This is a genomic window from Microcystis sp. M179S2 (genome assembly GCF_020245805.1).
In the GTDB taxonomy this organism is placed as follows: Bacteria; Cyanobacteriota; Cyanobacteriia; order Cyanobacteriales; family Microcystaceae; genus Microcystis; species Microcystis aeruginosa.
Genome location: NZ_JADBUE010000010.1, coordinates 1 through 16,021, shown reverse-complemented (window position 1 = coordinate 16,021; position 16,021 = coordinate 1). Strand labels below are relative to the sequence as shown.

The 16,021-nt window shown below is 40.7% G+C and carries 18 protein-coding genes; 9 read left to right on the top strand and 9 right to left on the bottom strand.

All coding sequences use genetic code 11. From position 1 onward, the window contains the following. Positions 1-638: photosynthetic reaction center family protein (locus IM500_RS00465; protein ID WP_502882346.1), on the bottom strand; the 638-nt coding region annotated here is incomplete at its 3' end. A 185-nt stretch (positions 639-823) separates the two neighbouring features. Between IM500_RS00465 and cynS the strand changes: the two genes are divergently transcribed. Continuing rightward, the gene (gene cynS / locus IM500_RS00460) at positions 824-1,261 is read left to right on the top strand and encodes a cyanase (RefSeq protein ID WP_012264521.1); all 438 of its coding nucleotides are present in this window, start codon (positions 824-826) and stop codon (positions 1,259-1,261) included. Between the two features lie 502 nt (positions 1,262-1,763). Further along, a complete protein-coding gene (locus tag IM500_RS00455; protein ID WP_223211750.1) occupies positions 1,764-2,198 on the top strand; it encodes a Uma2 family endonuclease in 435 nt (144 codons plus the stop codon). Positions 2,199-2,201: 3 nt separating this feature from the next. Here the strand turns inward: IM500_RS00455 and IM500_RS00450 are convergent, their stop codons facing one another. Both IM500_RS00450 and IM500_RS00445 read right to left on the bottom strand, forming a co-directional pair. Beyond that, entirely contained in the window at positions 2,202-2,795 is a 594-nt protein-coding gene (locus IM500_RS00450; protein ID WP_287737372.1) for a hypothetical protein, read from the bottom strand. A gap of 33 nt (positions 2,796-2,828) precedes the next feature. Beyond that, positions 2,829-2,966, bottom strand: coding sequence for a hypothetical protein (locus IM500_RS00445; protein WP_287737370.1), 138 nt, complete (start codon positions 2,964-2,966; stop codon positions 2,829-2,831). Positions 2,967-3,419: 453 nt separating this feature from the next. Between IM500_RS00445 and IM500_RS00440 the strand changes: the two genes are divergently transcribed. Further along, positions 3,420-4,790 (top strand): helix-turn-helix domain-containing protein, encoded by a 1,371-nt coding sequence (locus IM500_RS00440; protein WP_149979659.1) that lies wholly within the window; start codon positions 3,420-3,422, stop codon positions 4,788-4,790. Positions 4,791-5,054: 264 nt separating this feature from the next. Here the strand turns inward: IM500_RS00440 and IM500_RS00435 are convergent, their stop codons facing one another. Continuing rightward, positions 5,055-6,866 (bottom strand): sodium:solute symporter family protein, encoded by a 1,812-nt coding sequence (locus IM500_RS00435; RefSeq protein ID WP_287737369.1) that lies wholly within the window; start codon positions 6,864-6,866, stop codon positions 5,055-5,057. 43 nt (positions 6,867-6,909) lie between these two features. Next, complete coding sequence (locus tag IM500_RS00430) at positions 6,910-7,278, bottom strand: hypothetical protein (protein WP_004163447.1); 369 nt, start codon at positions 7,276-7,278, stop codon at positions 6,910-6,912. 347 nt (positions 7,279-7,625) lie between these two features. On the opposite strand from IM500_RS00430, the gene IM500_RS00425 reads away from it, so the two are divergent. Then, complete coding sequence (locus IM500_RS00425; protein WP_002791720.1) at positions 7,626-7,799, top strand: hypothetical protein; 174 nt, start codon at positions 7,626-7,628, stop codon at positions 7,797-7,799. Between the two features lie 11 nt (positions 7,800-7,810). Here IM500_RS00425 and IM500_RS00420 read toward each other — a convergent pair whose 3' ends face one another. Both IM500_RS00420 and IM500_RS00415 read right to left on the bottom strand, forming a co-directional pair. After that, positions 7,811-8,413, bottom strand: a complete 603-nt coding sequence (locus IM500_RS00420; RefSeq protein ID WP_287737368.1) for a chromophore lyase CpcT/CpeT — start codon at positions 8,411-8,413, stop codon at positions 7,811-7,813. A gap of 77 nt (positions 8,414-8,490) precedes the next feature. Continuing rightward, on the bottom strand, positions 8,491-9,522 hold the full coding sequence (locus IM500_RS00415) for a cyanophycinase (RefSeq protein ID WP_190722004.1): 1,032 nt from the start codon (positions 9,520-9,522) through the stop codon (positions 8,491-8,493). Positions 9,523-9,742: 220 nt separating this feature from the next. Here IM500_RS00415 and IM500_RS00410 point away from each other — a divergent pair, with 220 nt between their 5' ends. Next, the gene (locus IM500_RS00410; RefSeq protein ID WP_190722003.1) at positions 9,743-10,891 is read left to right on the top strand and encodes a substrate-binding domain-containing protein; all 1,149 of its coding nucleotides are present in this window, start codon (positions 9,743-9,745) and stop codon (positions 10,889-10,891) included. Between the two features lie 386 nt (positions 10,892-11,277). Here IM500_RS00410 and IM500_RS00405 read toward each other — a convergent pair whose 3' ends face one another. Beyond that, complete coding sequence (locus IM500_RS00405; RefSeq protein WP_502882345.1) at positions 11,278-12,399, bottom strand: site-2 protease family protein; 1,122 nt, start codon at positions 12,397-12,399, stop codon at positions 11,278-11,280. A gap of 171 nt (positions 12,400-12,570) precedes the next feature. Here IM500_RS00405 and ruvA point away from each other — a divergent pair, with 171 nt between their 5' ends. The 4 genes from ruvA to IM500_RS00385 all read left to right on the top strand — a co-directional run bounded on the left by ruvA (position 12,571) and on the right by IM500_RS00385 (position 15,361). Further along, positions 12,571-13,200 carry a Holliday junction branch migration protein RuvA gene (ruvA, locus tag IM500_RS00400; protein WP_190722001.1) on the top strand — a complete coding sequence of 210 codons (630 nt, stop codon included), beginning with the start codon at positions 12,571-12,573 and terminating at the stop codon, positions 13,198-13,200. 331 nt (positions 13,201-13,531) lie between these two features. After that, a complete protein-coding gene (gene apcA, locus IM500_RS00395; protein ID WP_002739012.1) occupies positions 13,532-14,017 on the top strand; it encodes an allophycocyanin subunit alpha in 486 nt (161 codons plus the stop codon). 79 nt (positions 14,018-14,096) lie between these two features. Continuing rightward, positions 14,097-14,582 (top strand): allophycocyanin subunit beta, encoded by a 486-nt coding sequence (gene apcB, locus IM500_RS00390; RefSeq protein ID WP_002738786.1) that lies wholly within the window; start codon positions 14,097-14,099, stop codon positions 14,580-14,582. Positions 14,583-15,157: 575 nt separating this feature from the next. Then, a complete protein-coding gene (locus IM500_RS00385) occupies positions 15,158-15,361 on the top strand; it encodes a phycobilisome linker polypeptide (protein WP_002739162.1) in 204 nt (67 codons plus the stop codon). Positions 15,362-15,413: 52 nt separating this feature from the next. Here IM500_RS00385 and msrB read toward each other — a convergent pair whose 3' ends face one another. Then, positions 15,414-15,830: a peptide-methionine (R)-S-oxide reductase MsrB gene (gene msrB, locus IM500_RS00380; RefSeq protein WP_190722000.1), complete on the bottom strand. Its 417-nt coding sequence runs from the start codon at positions 15,828-15,830 to the stop codon at positions 15,414-15,416. Between the last annotated feature and the right edge of the window lie 191 nt (positions 15,831-16,021).

Sequence of the window (16,021 nt, the reverse complement as noted above, 5' to 3'; positions counted from 1 at the left end):
GCACTGAACAAGGAACCGCCGAACACACCAGCAACACCTAACATATGGAAGGGGTGCATCAGGATGTTATGTTCTGCTTGGAACACGAACATAAAGTTGAAGGTTCCAGAGATTCCTAAAGGCATACCATCAGAGAAGGAACCTTGTCCGATGGGGTAGATTAAGAATACAGCAGTAGCGGCGGATACAGGTGCCGAGTAAGCTACACAGATCCAAGGACGCATTCCTAAACGGAAAGAGAGTTCCCACTGACGACCGAGGTAGCAGAAAACACCTAGTAAGAAGTGGAAAATGACTAACTGGTAGGGACCACCGTTGTATAACCACTCATCTAAGGAAGCAGCTTCCCAGATGGGGTAAAAGTGGAGTCCAATTGCGTTGGAGGAGGGAACAACCGCACCAGAGATGATGTTGTTTCCGTAGAGTAGAGAACCGGCTACAGGCTCGCGGATACCGTCGATATCTACAGGAGGAGCGGCGATAAAGGCGATGATGAAGCAGGTGGTGGCGGTGAGCAGGGTGGGGATCATGATGACACCGAACCAACCGACATAAAGACGGTTGTTGGTGCTGGTGATCCACTGACAGAACTGCTCCCACAGGGAAGCGCTCTCGCGCTGTTGTAGAGTTGTAGTCATGGTTGGATAATTTCTGTATGTATTAGGTTGTCAAGGTTCGTTGTTTGACATGAGTTAATACTATCGGCTTTTTATAGTTATGTAAAGGGGTTTTAAGGAATATTTTTTTATCAATGTCATAACTTTTACTTATATAATTGATGTTCAGGTAAACTAGAAGCAGACAAATTCTGCAAAAATAAGCAATGATACCCGAAATTACCGCAAAACTATTGGAAGCGAAGAAGGAAAAAGGCCTGAGTTTCGCTGACCTAGAAGCGATTCTAGGACGAGATGAGGTGTGGATTGCCGCTGTTTTTTACCGGCAAGCGAGCGCCTCCCTAGAAGAAGCAACGAAAATTGTGGCAGCTTTGGGACTGGGAACCGAAATCGTCGCATCCTTAACCGAGTATCCTGTCAAGGGATTGGGTCCTGTTGTCCCCACCGACCCCCTGATTTATCGTTTCTACGAGATCATGCAGGTGTATGGAATGCCACTAAAATCGGTGATTCATGAAAAATTCGGCGATGGTATTATGAGTGCGATCGATTTTACCCTCGACGTGGATAAGGAGGAAGACCCTAAAGGCGATCGCGTTAAAATTACTATGTCGGGTAAGTTTTTACCCTATAAGAAGTGGTGAGTCCGGCCAAAGTCAACGGTAAGGGATTTCTATTCCTTGCCGCTCTTGCTATTTTTCTTAACAAAACTTAACAATTGACGGCAAAATTTTGCTTGCTTTTTTTGGCAGATTTTGGGAAAATATTTTTAAAACAGTTTACTAATAATGGAAATCTTAGCACTTAACCATAAACACAACAGTCCCATTGTAAGAAAATCATAACCCAAGCCGCCGCAAAAGTCAAGGTATCTCTCCTAATTATGCTGTGAAACTTCTAATTCCTTGAGCGGTGAGGGTTTGGGGAGACTTTTCAGTGATCAGCTTCTGAAGGCAAAAGGCAACAGACAACAGGCAAAAGAAAGAGTCTGACAATTCTCCTGCCTAAAAAGAAGGTTAGAAACTAAGCACATCAAAGCTTTTAGCTTAACCAATTAGGTTTTAGATTCGGTCGAGTAAACAGTAAACAGTATATTTTGAGCCAGAAATACAATCACAAACTCCTCATGAATAGGTTGATGGAAAAATTATTGCTATGATAGTAGGAACACCGACTAATAATCGCATTATTGCTAATTTATTAGTGGCTTTATATACCGCGCTCACAAATCAATGTTATGCCGTTTTTGTCACTGTTCAGCGTTTATGGATACCTGAGCGGCGAATGGCCACTTATCCTGATATTATGGTAATGTCTGAACCTCTGACTTATCAAGAAAGACGCACAGATACTTTTAATTATGATCAAGAAGATAAATTTACTGCTTATCGAACCATTCCAACTTTTCAGGAATATTTATTAATTTCTCAGGAAAAATGTTATATTGAACAGTTTCAAAAAGAAGGCGATTGCGGGTTTTTAAAAGCTTATAAAAATCTTCCTATAATAACTTTAAAATATTTGCGGGTTGAGGTAGAGATAGCAGATATTTATAATAATGTAATCTTCGACAATAGTTAAAATCTATAAGATTTTAATCACAAAAACTAATAAATTTGCTACGTCATTAGCTTTTAAGCCAACATCTTGATAAGGTTCAGCAACCCATTTATTTCTAATATCTTCTTTGCTCATACCTTGAGCAATTAAATCGACAAAATGAACTTCTGATTCATCAAAACGGAGGGCTATTGTTTGGTAATTTTTTTGTTGGTTACTACAGGTTAAAATAAGACGATCAAGACGAATTGTGTAAGTATCCATAAAACCATCTTTATCTTGATCATTTCTAAAGTTTTCAAAAGAAACATATCCCATGTTTAAACCTGGACTCAAAAAAGTTGATAAATTAGTGTCATAATTCTTCAGCTTATGAACTCTTTGACTTTCACTAAGTAAAATGACATCTTCTCTAAAATCATTAAAGTAAATTAAATTTTTTCCATGTTCGAGTGTATCATTATTAATAATCATTATGACAAAAGTAGCAGTATTTCCTCTGAGAAAATGCTGATAACTCTTTTGCAAAAGTTTATTTTTTTCATCCTCCGCAAGATTTTCTAAGGCTACTTTATAGGCTACAGTAGCATCAATAACATCTTTGTTTAAAGGGATCATAATAATTTTAGATGTTAAATTGCTATTGAACCATCAGCAATTGACATCGGCTTCTCTATATTTTAAATTAGCCTCTAAAGCAACCTCTAACGCATCACGCATTTGAGCAATTTTTGATTCCTGCTGTTGCTTATCGTAAAAAGCTTGATCACAGGACGTTAAAGATAACATTAGACTTAGGATAATTGACAACTTGGCAATTTTTATCATTTCATTGTCCTCTATTTAGTAAATTTTATAAGGTCGAAAAATCAGCAAAATCTACTCCTCTATAGATTTAATGTACATCTATAGCGTTTCCTGTTCACAAGAGGTACATTCTCAATCCTGAAAAGCTTAATCAACAAAGGTTAAAGTGTGCCTCGCAGATGCGAGAACCGCTATAACTTAAATAATCAGCCAACAGTAGTACAAAAATGTTATTGCTGATATACTAAAATCTGTACTATCACACATTTTCTTTAGATTGGCTAAATAAAGCCTTGAAACTGCTTAATTACTTAGGATACATCGTAGTCTTGAGTTTAGTCAGTCGGAAAAGTCGGAACTTACAGCCAAACAATTGATCTGAAATATCGGAAATATCAGCTAAAATAAGTAAAAAACTTACCTAATCTATAGTCCATGTTTCAAGCTAATCTATCTAATACGGTGTTAAATCTCTTAGATGAGTTGGTTTTTGCCAAAACAGATCAACATCTAGACTATCTTCAAAAAACTATCTTGCAAGGGACCTTAGAAGGTTACAAATACTCAGAAGTTGCCAAAGAATCTCATCTTAGTGAAGGTCATATTCGAGATAGTGCTTCAGAATTATGGAAAATTTTGTCAGAAGTTTTAGGGGAAGATATTACTAAATCAAATATTAGAGCAGTTTTAAAGAAACATAGCTTTATAAATAATAATATGGGACGAGATTTAGTCTCTTTTAATAATGTTCATATTTGTGATCATAATCCATTTTCCCTCAATAATAATAATTATCACTCTGAAATCCAGCGCGATCAACCTTATTTAGATTTAGGTCATATTCCTGAAATAACTCAATTTTATGGGAGAGTTGCCGAATTAAATAATCTAGAAACTTGGATAGTTGCGGAGAAATACCGTTTGGTTACTGTGTTAGGTTTAAAAGGAATTGGTAAAACCACCCTTTCTTTGAAACTGGTTGATAAAATCAAAAATAGTTTTAATTATGTTATTCGCAGAAGTTTGTATTTTTGTCCAAAATTAGATGAACTTTTAAGTGAAATTTTACCCTCTATCAATCCTCAATTAAAGCTCTCTCAAAGTCTTGACAAGAAATTAAATTTATTCTTAGAGTTAATAAAAAGCCATCGCTGTTTGATTATTCTTGATGATTTACAAAGTCTATTTGATTCTAAAAAACTAGCAGGTAATTATCAAAAAGAGTACCAAGATTATCAACTATTGTTTAAAAGCATTGCTGAAGTCAATCATCAAAGCTGTTTACTGTTGTTGAGTCAAGAAAAACCTATTGATACGACTTTTTTGGTGCAGAAAAATAAATTCATTAAAACATTAATCATAGAAGGTTTAGGAGAAGATGCCATAGAAATTTTGCGCCATCATAATCTATTAAATGAAGACAGTTGGGAAGCCTTAATTAAATGTTATCAAGGTCATCCTCTTTGGTTAGAATTAGTTGCTAGTTTTATTCAAGAGACATTTTTAGGTAAGGTTGCTGACTTTTTGGAGATTAAATACCCGATTGCCGAAGAAACTTTAGAGCAGACTTTATTAAGTATTTTGCAAAGTTTAACAGAATCAGAGAAACTAATGCTAACAGAATTAGCAAATTTTAATCAACCTATTTCTATTAAAGAAATGATCGACCAAACTTCTCTAGCTTATACAGATTCTTTGAAAGTAATTCAATCTCTAATCAGACGAATAATAGTGGCAAAAGATGAAAACGCTTTATTGTGTTTGAATCCTGTTTTTAAAGCTTATGTAATTAATCATCAAATCTAGGGCTGAGTCGAAAATTTTATCGCAATCATAATAGTTTACGAAATTCTACGACTGTCAAATAGTTACACCTGCATTTAACAATCCTAACATAATATTGAGATTTAAAATAGATATTTTAATCATAATATAACTCTCCGATTCAAAAATTTAAATTTTCAGGGTTTCCATAAATTGACAGGATTATCAACTAGAAACAGAGTAACCATTCAGGGGGAGCAGGAAAAAAACTGATAGCTGCCTCCCGTCTCCTGTCTCCTGAACTGCCTAACCTAAATCTCTGTCTTTAGTGACGGTAATTTCCTTAGATAAATGTCGATACCAAGTAAAATAGAGACCGATGGAAAGTAAAAGAAAAACCAAAGCCAAAATCTTCAAACTTTGCCACTGCTTAATGATTAAAACAATCCCCATCATAAACAGGACTAATTGCCAAGGAACGGTGAGAAAAGCGGCTATGATATCCCGTTGATTTTCCGCTTTAATTTTTGCCTGTAGGTTAGGTTTAACACTTTGACGGACTTCTCCCCAAAAGCCAAAAGGTCGGGTAACATTATAGAAATTTTCCATGACTAAACTATCGGTGGGAGGAGTTAACAAAGTAGCGATAATACAGCCAGCTAAAGCGAACAAACTCGGCACAAGAAAGAGAATATATTCCTGATATTGACTGTGACGAAAGAAAGGTAAAATTATCACTTGTGAGGCAATAGCCGCAATCATTCCCGCTAAAGTTCCCACGGCAAAACCATAACCATTAAAGCGCCACCAATACCAACGTAATAGGAGAGGAACTGCTAATCCCACCCCTAATCCCGTGGTTAACCAACCCCAAATATCATTGACATTTTGGATATTAAAACTCAAAACTAAGCCAATTACGACCACAAAAACCGAGGCCAGACGACCTTGAAAAACTAACTCCTGTTCTCCCGCATTTGGTTTCAAAAAAGCTTGATAGATATCTTTGACCCAATAGGCAGCACTAGCGTTAATAACCGCATTAAAAGTGGACATAGCTGCCGCTAAAAAAGCAGCAATTAATAACCCTTTCATCCCCACAGGAATATATTGAGTAATCACCGTGGCCAGAATTCTTTCTGGATCTGTAATCGTGCCTTTAGTTAAACCATAGTGAATACCTAAAACCGCAAAAGCTGTGACTAGCGGCCAACGGAAAGAAAGCAGAATAATCCAGAATAAAGATAATAAACCGGCATCTCGATCGCTTTTGGCCGCTAGGTATCGTTGTAACATATAACCACCGCTGCCGCTGCAACCTTCGATGATGGTTTTAACTAAATAAAAGAAAATCACCCCACCAAACAAATTAAAGATGGCATAATCTCCGGGTAAATCCAAAGTCATCGAAGGAAAAATACTAGCCCAGTCGCTTAAATTCCAAGTTTTTGGCTCCGCTGCCCCCGGAATTGCTACCGTGAAACTATCAGGAAGATTGACAGTAAAAAAAGCCACTGTCGATACATAAATTACCGCCACAAAAATCAGAAATCCTTGAAATAAATCGGTAATTACCCCACCATAAAAACCACTGGCGACTGTATAAATTAACGTTAAAAGAATTAATATCACCGAAGCAAGACGATCATCCATACCCAGAAACTGCCCTAAAAATTTCCCCCCCGCAACGGAGAAATAACTCATCGCACCGATAGAGAATAAGAGAGTGGCGACGGCGCTAATAATTCGGGCAAAATTCCCCTGTTTTCCAGTTCCAAAGCGAAATTGCATCCATTCCGCCATGGTCATAACTTGGGCGCGGCGATTCCATTTGCCCATAAAAGCCATGAGAAAGGCCATAATTAGGACAACACCGCCGCGGATTTCGATAAATAATCCTTTGGGGCCGACGGCGTAAATTAGGGCAGAAATGACCATAGTTCCCGCTAAATCGGTGTTAGCCGCCATTCCCGACACCCCTAACATCCACCAGGGCAAATTGCGATTACCTAAAAAGTAGGATTCTAGACCTTGAGAAGCTTTTTTCTCGGCTATAATCCCGATTATTAGGGTTCCTGCCAGATAAAGCAGGATAATTACATAATCAATTAACTGCATAGTTGAGATCAATTTAACTTTCGATCGTTATAGCATCAATTGACTACGATTTCTGGCTAACGGTTTCTTTTTCTAAGATTTGCACCCGTTGCTCTAGCTTTTTTAAATCTTCCTTTAGTTCAATTACTAAAGTGGCTAAACGCTGGAACAGTGGGTCACTTTCCCCGACTACTTCCCCATTTACTATACCCGTTCCCGATCGCCGTTGGGGAATCGGAGCGGCATTTTCCCCGCGGATGGATATTCCTCGAATCTGACTTTCAAGGCGCTCGACTCGATTGCGGAGACTAATTAACTCCGATCTTACCGCCGTATCCGATTGTGCTTTGCTGGCATTAACAAAACTCAGTATTAGCAAAAGGGAGATAATCAGAGTTAAAAAGCCATAAAAAGAGATTTTAGCTAATTTCATCGATTTTACCTCCTATCTATCTTACCCAACTTAATAGACCTCCTGCAAAAGTAAGTTCTCGAGCCGCTATCAGGTCAAAATACCCAAAAAACCAGATAAATTTGACATAATCTTAGGTTTTATGAATGGCATAGTTGTCTATTGTCTTTTTTCTCCTCCTGGCGACCGTCTCCTATCTCAGAGTCTCCTCACCTAACGGAAGATTTTTGATTTTTGCCGGAGGTCTAATGTTAAGAAACGTGGCTAAATCTAAAGCTTAATTGCAATTCCGCCCCCGGGTGATTAGTTGCTCAAAAGAGGATGATAAGGTAAAAAACACGATTTTGTCGAAATTTGGCCTTATCTCTATGTATAAAAACTCGGATAAAGATTTTCTCGGAGCGGCAATCACAGCCGGTTTAGGTGCGGGAATCGTCACTTCTTTTGCTGTCAATCAAGGACAAGACATCGGTACAGCTTTAGGAATTACCGCTTTAGCGGCTCTTTGCGGTGTCATCTGCCGTCATTTTGACCTAATGTGATGCAATCTTCCTCACACCTCCAATTCTGCCGAAAAATCCCGTTTTTTCTCGTATTGATAGGGACCGAGCAGAGCGCCCCAAATTCCCTTACCAGTGCCGGGATCTAGGCCTTTATCGTAGGTTTTTAGGCTATGACTCGTCACCTCGAAACCTAAAGCCACCTGATAGGTTGTACCCTCATAGGTGAATTGACAGCGCTGTTCCGGTTGCGGTTGGGCGATAAACTGGTATTGATTATCAGCGAGAGTATTGACTTTGACCGCTAAAGTGCAGGTAGGCAGGAAAGTTAGGTCTTCTAAGCTAATTTTTCGCAAAATATCGGGATTTTTGCCCGCACCTTGCACGGATTTCAGGTCATTAAACATATAATGCCTAACCTCTAACCCTGCCGATTCCGAGCGCGTTAATCGCCACAGTCGCGGTCGGTAGGGTTGGTCTAAATTGATTATACTGGCCTGTTCGGCAAAAAGAGCGATGCTGTCTTCCCGAAATAAAGGCAGCGGACGCAACCATAAACGCAGGTGAACGTACCACACCGGTTCCGCTTCTGCTTGCCGTTGATTTTCAAATTCACCTGCGAGATACCGACCAAAAGTGATTAATTCAGGGGTCATAGCTCAAAAAACTCTCCTTATTGCCTCAAAATTAATCATAACACCCATAGAAATCACTTTTTTGACAAAAATGACCTTCAGGCTAATGGAACCCGCTTAAACCCAGCTATTCCCCCTTTAGTGTACCAATATTCCCAGCGACCGCCAGCAGCACTAGACCAATCCTTGAGGTCAAATTTACCGCTGCCGGAGGGAGTTCCCGCGATGCGATAGACTTTCACCGCTTGACCGTTATTATTCCAGATTAAAGGCCGATCCGGCTCCATCTGTTCGGGTAGAGTCCCGTTAGTTTGCAGAAAATAGGCATCTTGTCCTTTATCGGTGCCGTTGCCGTAGACTTTGGCGATACCATGGTCATCGATCGCCAGAAAAGCACCTTCTTCTAAACCGATAGCGTAGGCGGGCAGTTGATTGTGATTATCGTGTACATTGCGGGCTAAAAAACCAAAAAGGCGACCATATCTTGTTTCGGGATGATCTTGATTGAGTCGATCCAAATGGGTATCTGTCACCACTTTTTTGAGAAAAGGAACCCGAATAAAATCACTCCGATAGAAGTCTTTGGTGTTGAAGTGAAAGGGATTATTTAATATTTCCGAACTCAGTACTCCTTCGTGAGTAGGCGCATAGTAAAAATCACCCAGAATAGCCATTCCTGCGCTGGTTCCCGCCACGGGAACTTTTTTCTCATTGATCAGATAATTGATCGCTGTTTCCACCTTTGTGCTTTCCCACAAATCCTCGTACTGATTTTGATCACCACCGGCAAAAAAAAGAATATCGGCATTACGAATATATTCGATAACATCAGGATTATTCGCCGCTTCACGACTATCAATTGATAGTTCCGCCGCCGAGTTGATCAGGTCGCGGTAATTGTCGCAAATCCAATCAGCTTGACCGCCAAGATCGCCAAAGCGCAACACTAAGTAATTACCGCCTTTAGCCCGATTCAATAACCATGTGGTCGCCTGATCTTCTCCTAATTTACCTCCTTCCGCTCCCCCGATTAATAAAATACCTGATCGATGTTTTACCGACTGAAAATTGGCTTGTCCACAACGACAAGAATAACGAAAATCTTGGTCATTGTCATTATTGTCTAACATAGTCTTATACCCTCGCTCCTTAGCTTACTCTTTCTATCCTAGCTTTAACTAGGACAAAATCAGAGTTTTCTACCATAAAAGTTAACAACAAAGCCGATCTATAGCTGAAATCGGTAGCGGCAAAACTCCCTAGTTTACATTCTGTTAAAAATCGTCCTATAATAATTTAAGGCTAGAAACTGGCAATTATTACTGTTGAAGTTGAAAATCGGCGGGCGATATGTTAAACAGACGTTCTTTTTTGCAAGGATTAGGTACAATCGCCTTAGCGGGAGGTTTAAGTGGCTGCGCTTCTGGAAGCGGCGAGCCGAGCATTTTTCTCCTATCTGGTTCGATTCCGCCACGATTACTAACAGATTTTCGGAAAACTATGGCTGGAAAAAAAGTCAATTTTCAGTCGGAAAGGCAGCTGAAAGAGCTATTAAAATTGTTGGAAAAATGGTTAAAAAATCAGGGGCAACCAGCCTCACAATTTTCGAATTCTATTCCTTTTAGGGAACAAAACCCAGCGATCGGTAATTTAGTCACCCTAGGGGATGCTTGGCTAGGAAAAGCGATTACCAACGGCTTAATTCAACCCCTAGATACTTCTCAACTCTCTAATTGGTCAAAACTGCCCCTCCGTTGGCAAGAAAACATGACTCGCAATGCCCAAGGACAACCGCGAACAGAGGGAAAAGTCTGGGGTGCGCCCTACCGTTGGGGAATGACAGTAATTGCCTATAATGAGGAAAAATTCGCTCAATTTGACTGGCGACCGCAGGATTGGTCTGATCTATGGCGACCGGAATTAACCGGTAAAATTGCCCTAATTGATAATCGTCGCGAAGTCATCGGTTTAAACCTAAAAAAATTGGGTTATTCTTATAATTCTAGTGATTTAAAACAAGTAATGGGACTAAAAGACCAGCTATTCGCTTTACAAAAACAGGTAAGATTTTATAGTTCTCAATATTATTTACAACCCCTGATACTCGGTGATGTCTGGCTATCTGTGGGTTGGTCTAATGATATTTTACCAGTGAGCGATCGCTATAAGAAAATTAAAGTTGTTGTCCCCAAATCCGGTACTTCTCTCTGGTCAGATGTGTGGGTAAAACCAGTTTTAACTACTCCTAATTCTCTTGTCGAGCAATGGATTGATTTTTGTTGGCAACCAGAATCCGCTACTAAAATTTCTTTATTTACCTCCGGATTATCACCCCTAATTCTCACTGAAAATCCCGACCAAATTTCCCCAGATATTAAAAATAATCCTTTACTTGTCAATCCGGAAGCGATCAAAAAAAGCGATTTTTTAAACCCTTTATCCCCAGCAACCGAGCGAGAATACGAGCAATTGTGGCAAGCAATGCGACAGTCAGTATAGTCAGGAGATACTAGACAAAATTCTGCGAGTCGGAAACTTAACACTGATAACTCATAAATTATACTTTCCTGAAAACCATTTGTATATAAGGTATAAAATGCTCGCATTAATTACAAGACTAATAAATTCAGAATATCTGTTTGCTTGTAAATTTGATGATGATCCTCCGAGCATTGGTTGTATATGGTTATTAACTTCTGGAGCAATTAAAGTTACATTAAGCGGCGACAACAAGGATAAATCCTAACAGATAGCGATTAGACTGATTCATCAATATTGAGGTGAAAATTACATTTACCTAACTGATTCTAGCTGATAACTGATAATTGATAATTGATAACTGCTCACTGATAACTGATAAATGATAACTGATAACTGCTCACTGATTAAGCGGTTTGACTTTGGGTTTCTTGGGCGAGAAAAGTAAGGATAGAAGCTTTCTCAATTAATCCCAAAACCCTGCCGTTTTCTTCTACCACTGTCACTTGAGATAAATTTTCTCCTTCCAAAATTTTCACCACATCTAGGAGGGAAGTATTAGACAAAACCAGTTTGAGACTTTCGCTAGTTTGTAATAACTGGCCGATATTTACCTCTGTCCATTGGGAAGTGGGAATCGTTTTCATATCCTCTACATTAATCACTCCTAATAGTTTACCTTCGCTATCGGTAACTAGGAATTTAGACCATTGTTGTTTACCGATAACATAATTATTAGCAAACTCGCGCAGGGTTAAATTAATCGGCACTACAGGACTATTAGGAGAGATAACATCTTTAGCACTGTAGCGACTTAGGAAATCTTGCACCTTAGCTGATTGAGCGGAAAAGCCAGCATTTTGTAGAAGGAAAATGCCAATTAATAGCGTCCAAGCACTGCCAAATTGACTGATTCCGAGAATTGATAGCGCACCGATGACAATCGCTAACCAACCAAAAAATTGACCGAAACGACTAGCGAATAAAACACCTTTATTGGGATTACCCGTTACTTGCCAAACGATAGCTTTAAGGATATTACCACCATCTAAAGGTAAACCGGGGATCAGGTTAAATAGCCCTAGGGCGAGGTTGATATAGGCAAGCAGAGAAAGAATCGCCGCCATGGGCGCATTTAAACTAATATTGGAACCAATAATTAGGAAGATACCGAAGAGCAGTAAACTAACTAAAGGGCCAGCAATTGCTACTAGAAAAGCTTCTAGAGGAGTTTTCGATTCTCTGCCGAGAGTTGCCAACCCACCGAATAAAAAGAGGGTAATTGATTTAACTTCAATCCCTTGGGCGATGGCAACAAAACTATGACCTAATTCGTGGGCAACCACGGAGGCAAATAGGAGAATAGCGGCAAAAAATCCTAAGAGCCAGGGCATGATTCCCGTTAACTGGGGAAACTGACTTAAATCTCCCCCATAGGTTAAGGTAATTAACCCCAGAACGAAGAACCAAGAAGGATTAATATAAAAGGGAATTCCAAAGAGATTCCCGACTCTAATGTTGCCATTCATTTTGTATCTTCTCCAATTATTGGGGACTAACGCCAAGAAGATTAGGTTATCAATTACGCCCTTCACTTCTGTTAACAATTGTAACAAAAATGAAAATCTCCCCAGCATTCCTTCAGGGAGTAAAAACCGTCATCCCTGTGGTTCGGTTATTTTCGTAGGAGAATTAAATCAATGATTAATTATTTACGGGGACAAGCGATCGAGGTGATCAAAACCCCCAATAACCGACTGATCTTAATTTTAGACGTAAACCAGATCGCCTACGAAATCCAAATTCCCTCGCGATTAGCCCTAGACATCGGCAAAGATAACAATGATAGTCGTCAGATTTTTACTCACCTACTCCTTCGCGAGGAGCAGCCTTTATTGTACGGTTTCGGCACCGCCCCAGAGCGAGATTTGTTTCGTCAACTGCTTTCCGTCAACGGAGTTGGGGCGCAATTAGCCCTAGCTTTAATCGATACCTTGGGGATTGAGGAACTTGTGGTGGCGATAGTGACAGGAAATACCAAAATTTTGAGCAAAACCCCCGGAGTCGGCTTAAAAACAGCAGAGAGAATCGCTTTAGAGTTAAAAACTAAATTGGCAGCATGGCGACAGCTAAGAGAAGCGACGACGACAATCACGGCAATACTACCGGCAGCGGCAATCCTTGAAGATGTGCAGATGACCCTTTTAGCTTTAGGATACAGCCAGGAGGAGATCGATCGAGCTATGGCAGTCCTCAGTCAAGATGCTTTATTTAGTAAAAATACTCAGCCGGAAGACTGGATTAAAGGGGCAATTAATTGGCTAGGTTAAATCAGTCGTCGGTCGTCGGTCGTCGGTCGTCAGGAGATTATTTTTATTTATTCTCCCCACACCCCACACCCCACACCCCACACCCCACTCCCCACACCCCACTCCCCACACCCCACTCTGGTCCTCCCTTCTTCGGGCAAATGTTAAAAAGTATTACGAAAATAGTGAGAAGGTGAACCAGATGCCGCAAAATAGTTGCGTTAGGTCGCTCTAGCTAGGGAAGTCTTGAGACGCTGAGGCGGAAACGAGATAACTTGAGCGTAGTGACCACAACTGCTATAAAATGTCAGATTAAGTTTATTAATCTCACTTAGTTGGGAGGAATCCATCAATGAGTATCGTCACGAAATCGATCGTGAATGCTGATGCTGAAGCTCGTTACCTCAGCCCCGGCGAACTAGACAGAATTAAAGCCTTCGTTGGCAGTGGTGCCGCTCGTTTACGCATCGCCGAAACCCTGACCGGCGCTCGCGAAACCATCGTCAAACAAGCTGGCGATCGCTTATTCCAAAAACGTCCTGACATCGTTTCCCCCGGTGGCAACGCTTACGGCGAAGAAATGACCGCTACCTGTCTGCGTGACATGGACTACTACCTACGTTTAATCACCTACGGAGTAGTTGCTGGTGATGTCACCCCGATTGAAGAAATCGGTTTGGTCGGTGTGCGTGAAATGTACAAATCTTTAGGAACCGACATCGGTGCCGTAGCTCAAAGCGTTCGCGAAATGAAAGAAGTTGCTACTGGTCTTATGTCTTCTGACGATGCTTCTGAAGCTTCTTCCTACTTCGATTACGTGATCGGCTCTATGTCCTAGAATAATTCCTTTGTGAATTGTTCTAGACACACCCCTCGTAAACCTCTTAAGATTAAGCAAAACCCAAGGAAGAACCACCATGCAAGACGCAATTACTTCTGTTATCAACTCTGCTGACGTTCAAGGCAAATACCTTGACGCTTCTGCTCTCGGCAAACTGAAAGGCTACTTCGCCACCGGTGAACTGCGCGTGCGCGCCGCTAGTGTCATTAGCGCCAACGCTGCTGGTATCGTTAAGGAAGCTGTGGCTAAGTCCCTGTTATACTCTGACGTAACCCGTCCCGGTGGCAATATGTACACCACCCGTCGTTACGCCGCTTGTATCCGTGACCTCGACTACTATCTCCGTTATGCTACCTACGCTATGTTAGCTGGAGATCCTTCTATCCTCGACGAGCGCGTTCTCAACGGACTGAAAGAAACCTACAACTCTTTAGGTGTACCCATCTCCTCCACTGTTCAAGCTATCCAAGCGATGAAAGAAGTCACCGCTAGTTTAGTTGGTGCTGATGCGGGTAAAGAAATGGGGATTTACTTCGACTACATTAGCTCTGGCTTAAGCTAGAAGTAACGAACTCGGACAAAATAGGGTTCGGGAAGCCGAGGATGAGTGCTAGGTCTTTAAAGGCTGAATCTGTCCAAGATAGGTTTTGACGAGCTAGTATTGATCCTTGACTCCCGACCTTTGTTATCGAAAATTTGGGTTGAAAACCCTGCCCCTTTTAGGGCGGCTTTGTGTTAAAATCTTACTGGTCTAAAAAACCCGCCCTATCATAGATACGACCGAATAAATATACTAGGTTGAAATTCCTGCAACGGGTTGACGATGAGTAAGGGGAAGCTGACGGCCGCTGGGAACTCCATGCTAGAGGCAAAACATACCCTGTGTCGGTATGTATAAACCAAAATTAAATCAGTCGCCGAAGGGCATTCGGAGACTTTAAATGGACGGGTCGAAAGTGTCAGACTTAAGCAATTAAGCGTTTTTCGGTGAAGCGTCAACCCCATTGACGCGACCACCCTAAAAAGGTGGCGTGGTGAGGAATCACCGTCCGTTTACGGCGGTGAGGATGTCAATTTAGGAAAAAGCCTTCGTTAGTTTGAGCGACAAGTTTTTCAGCGATTAGGAGAAATCAATCCATGCGGATGTTCAAAATCACCGCTTGTGTTCCAAGTCAAAGCCGCATTCGGACACAACGGGAATTACAAAATACCTATTTCACCAAACTCGTTCCCTACGATAATTGGTTTCGTGAGCAACAACGCATCATGAAAATGGGCGGCAAAATTGTCAAAGTGCAGTTAGCTACCGGCAAACCTGGAACTAATACAGGTTTACTGTAATTGGCTGCCACTGGAACTTAAAAAAAGAGGTCTTTCCAGACCTCTTTTTGCTTTAGGGATTTTTTTCAAACTGCAAAGCGGCAGAGTTGAGACAATAGCGTTTTCCCGTCGGGGGTGGACCATCATTAAAAACGTGACCGAGATGAGCATCACAGGTGGCACAAACAATCTCTGTCCGCACCATGAAAAAACTAACATCTCGTTCGTACTTAATATTAGCCTCGTTAGTAGCGGTCCAGAAACTCGGCCAACCAGTACCCGAATCATACTTGCTGTCAGAAGTAAATAACTCCGTACCACAGCAGACACATTTGTAAATACCTTTTTCTTTATTATCGTGATATTTACCCGTAAAAGCCCGTTCTGTTCCCTTTTTGCGAGTAACTTGGAACTGTTCGGGAGTTAGCTGGTCCTGCCATTCCGCCTCGGTTTTACGAACTTTTTCTACCATAGTCATGACAACCGCCATTATGATTAAATTTCCCTTTTTAGTCTAACCTAAGTTCGAGATCTAGGGTTTTTCATAACCTCAGCTTATCAATGGTATAAGTAACAATAGTTTCAAACCCCTTTACAAACCGTTACAAACTCTCTAAGATAGAGACATCATCAATCGTACCTCGATAACTTAATAGGAATCATAAACCAATGACCACCACT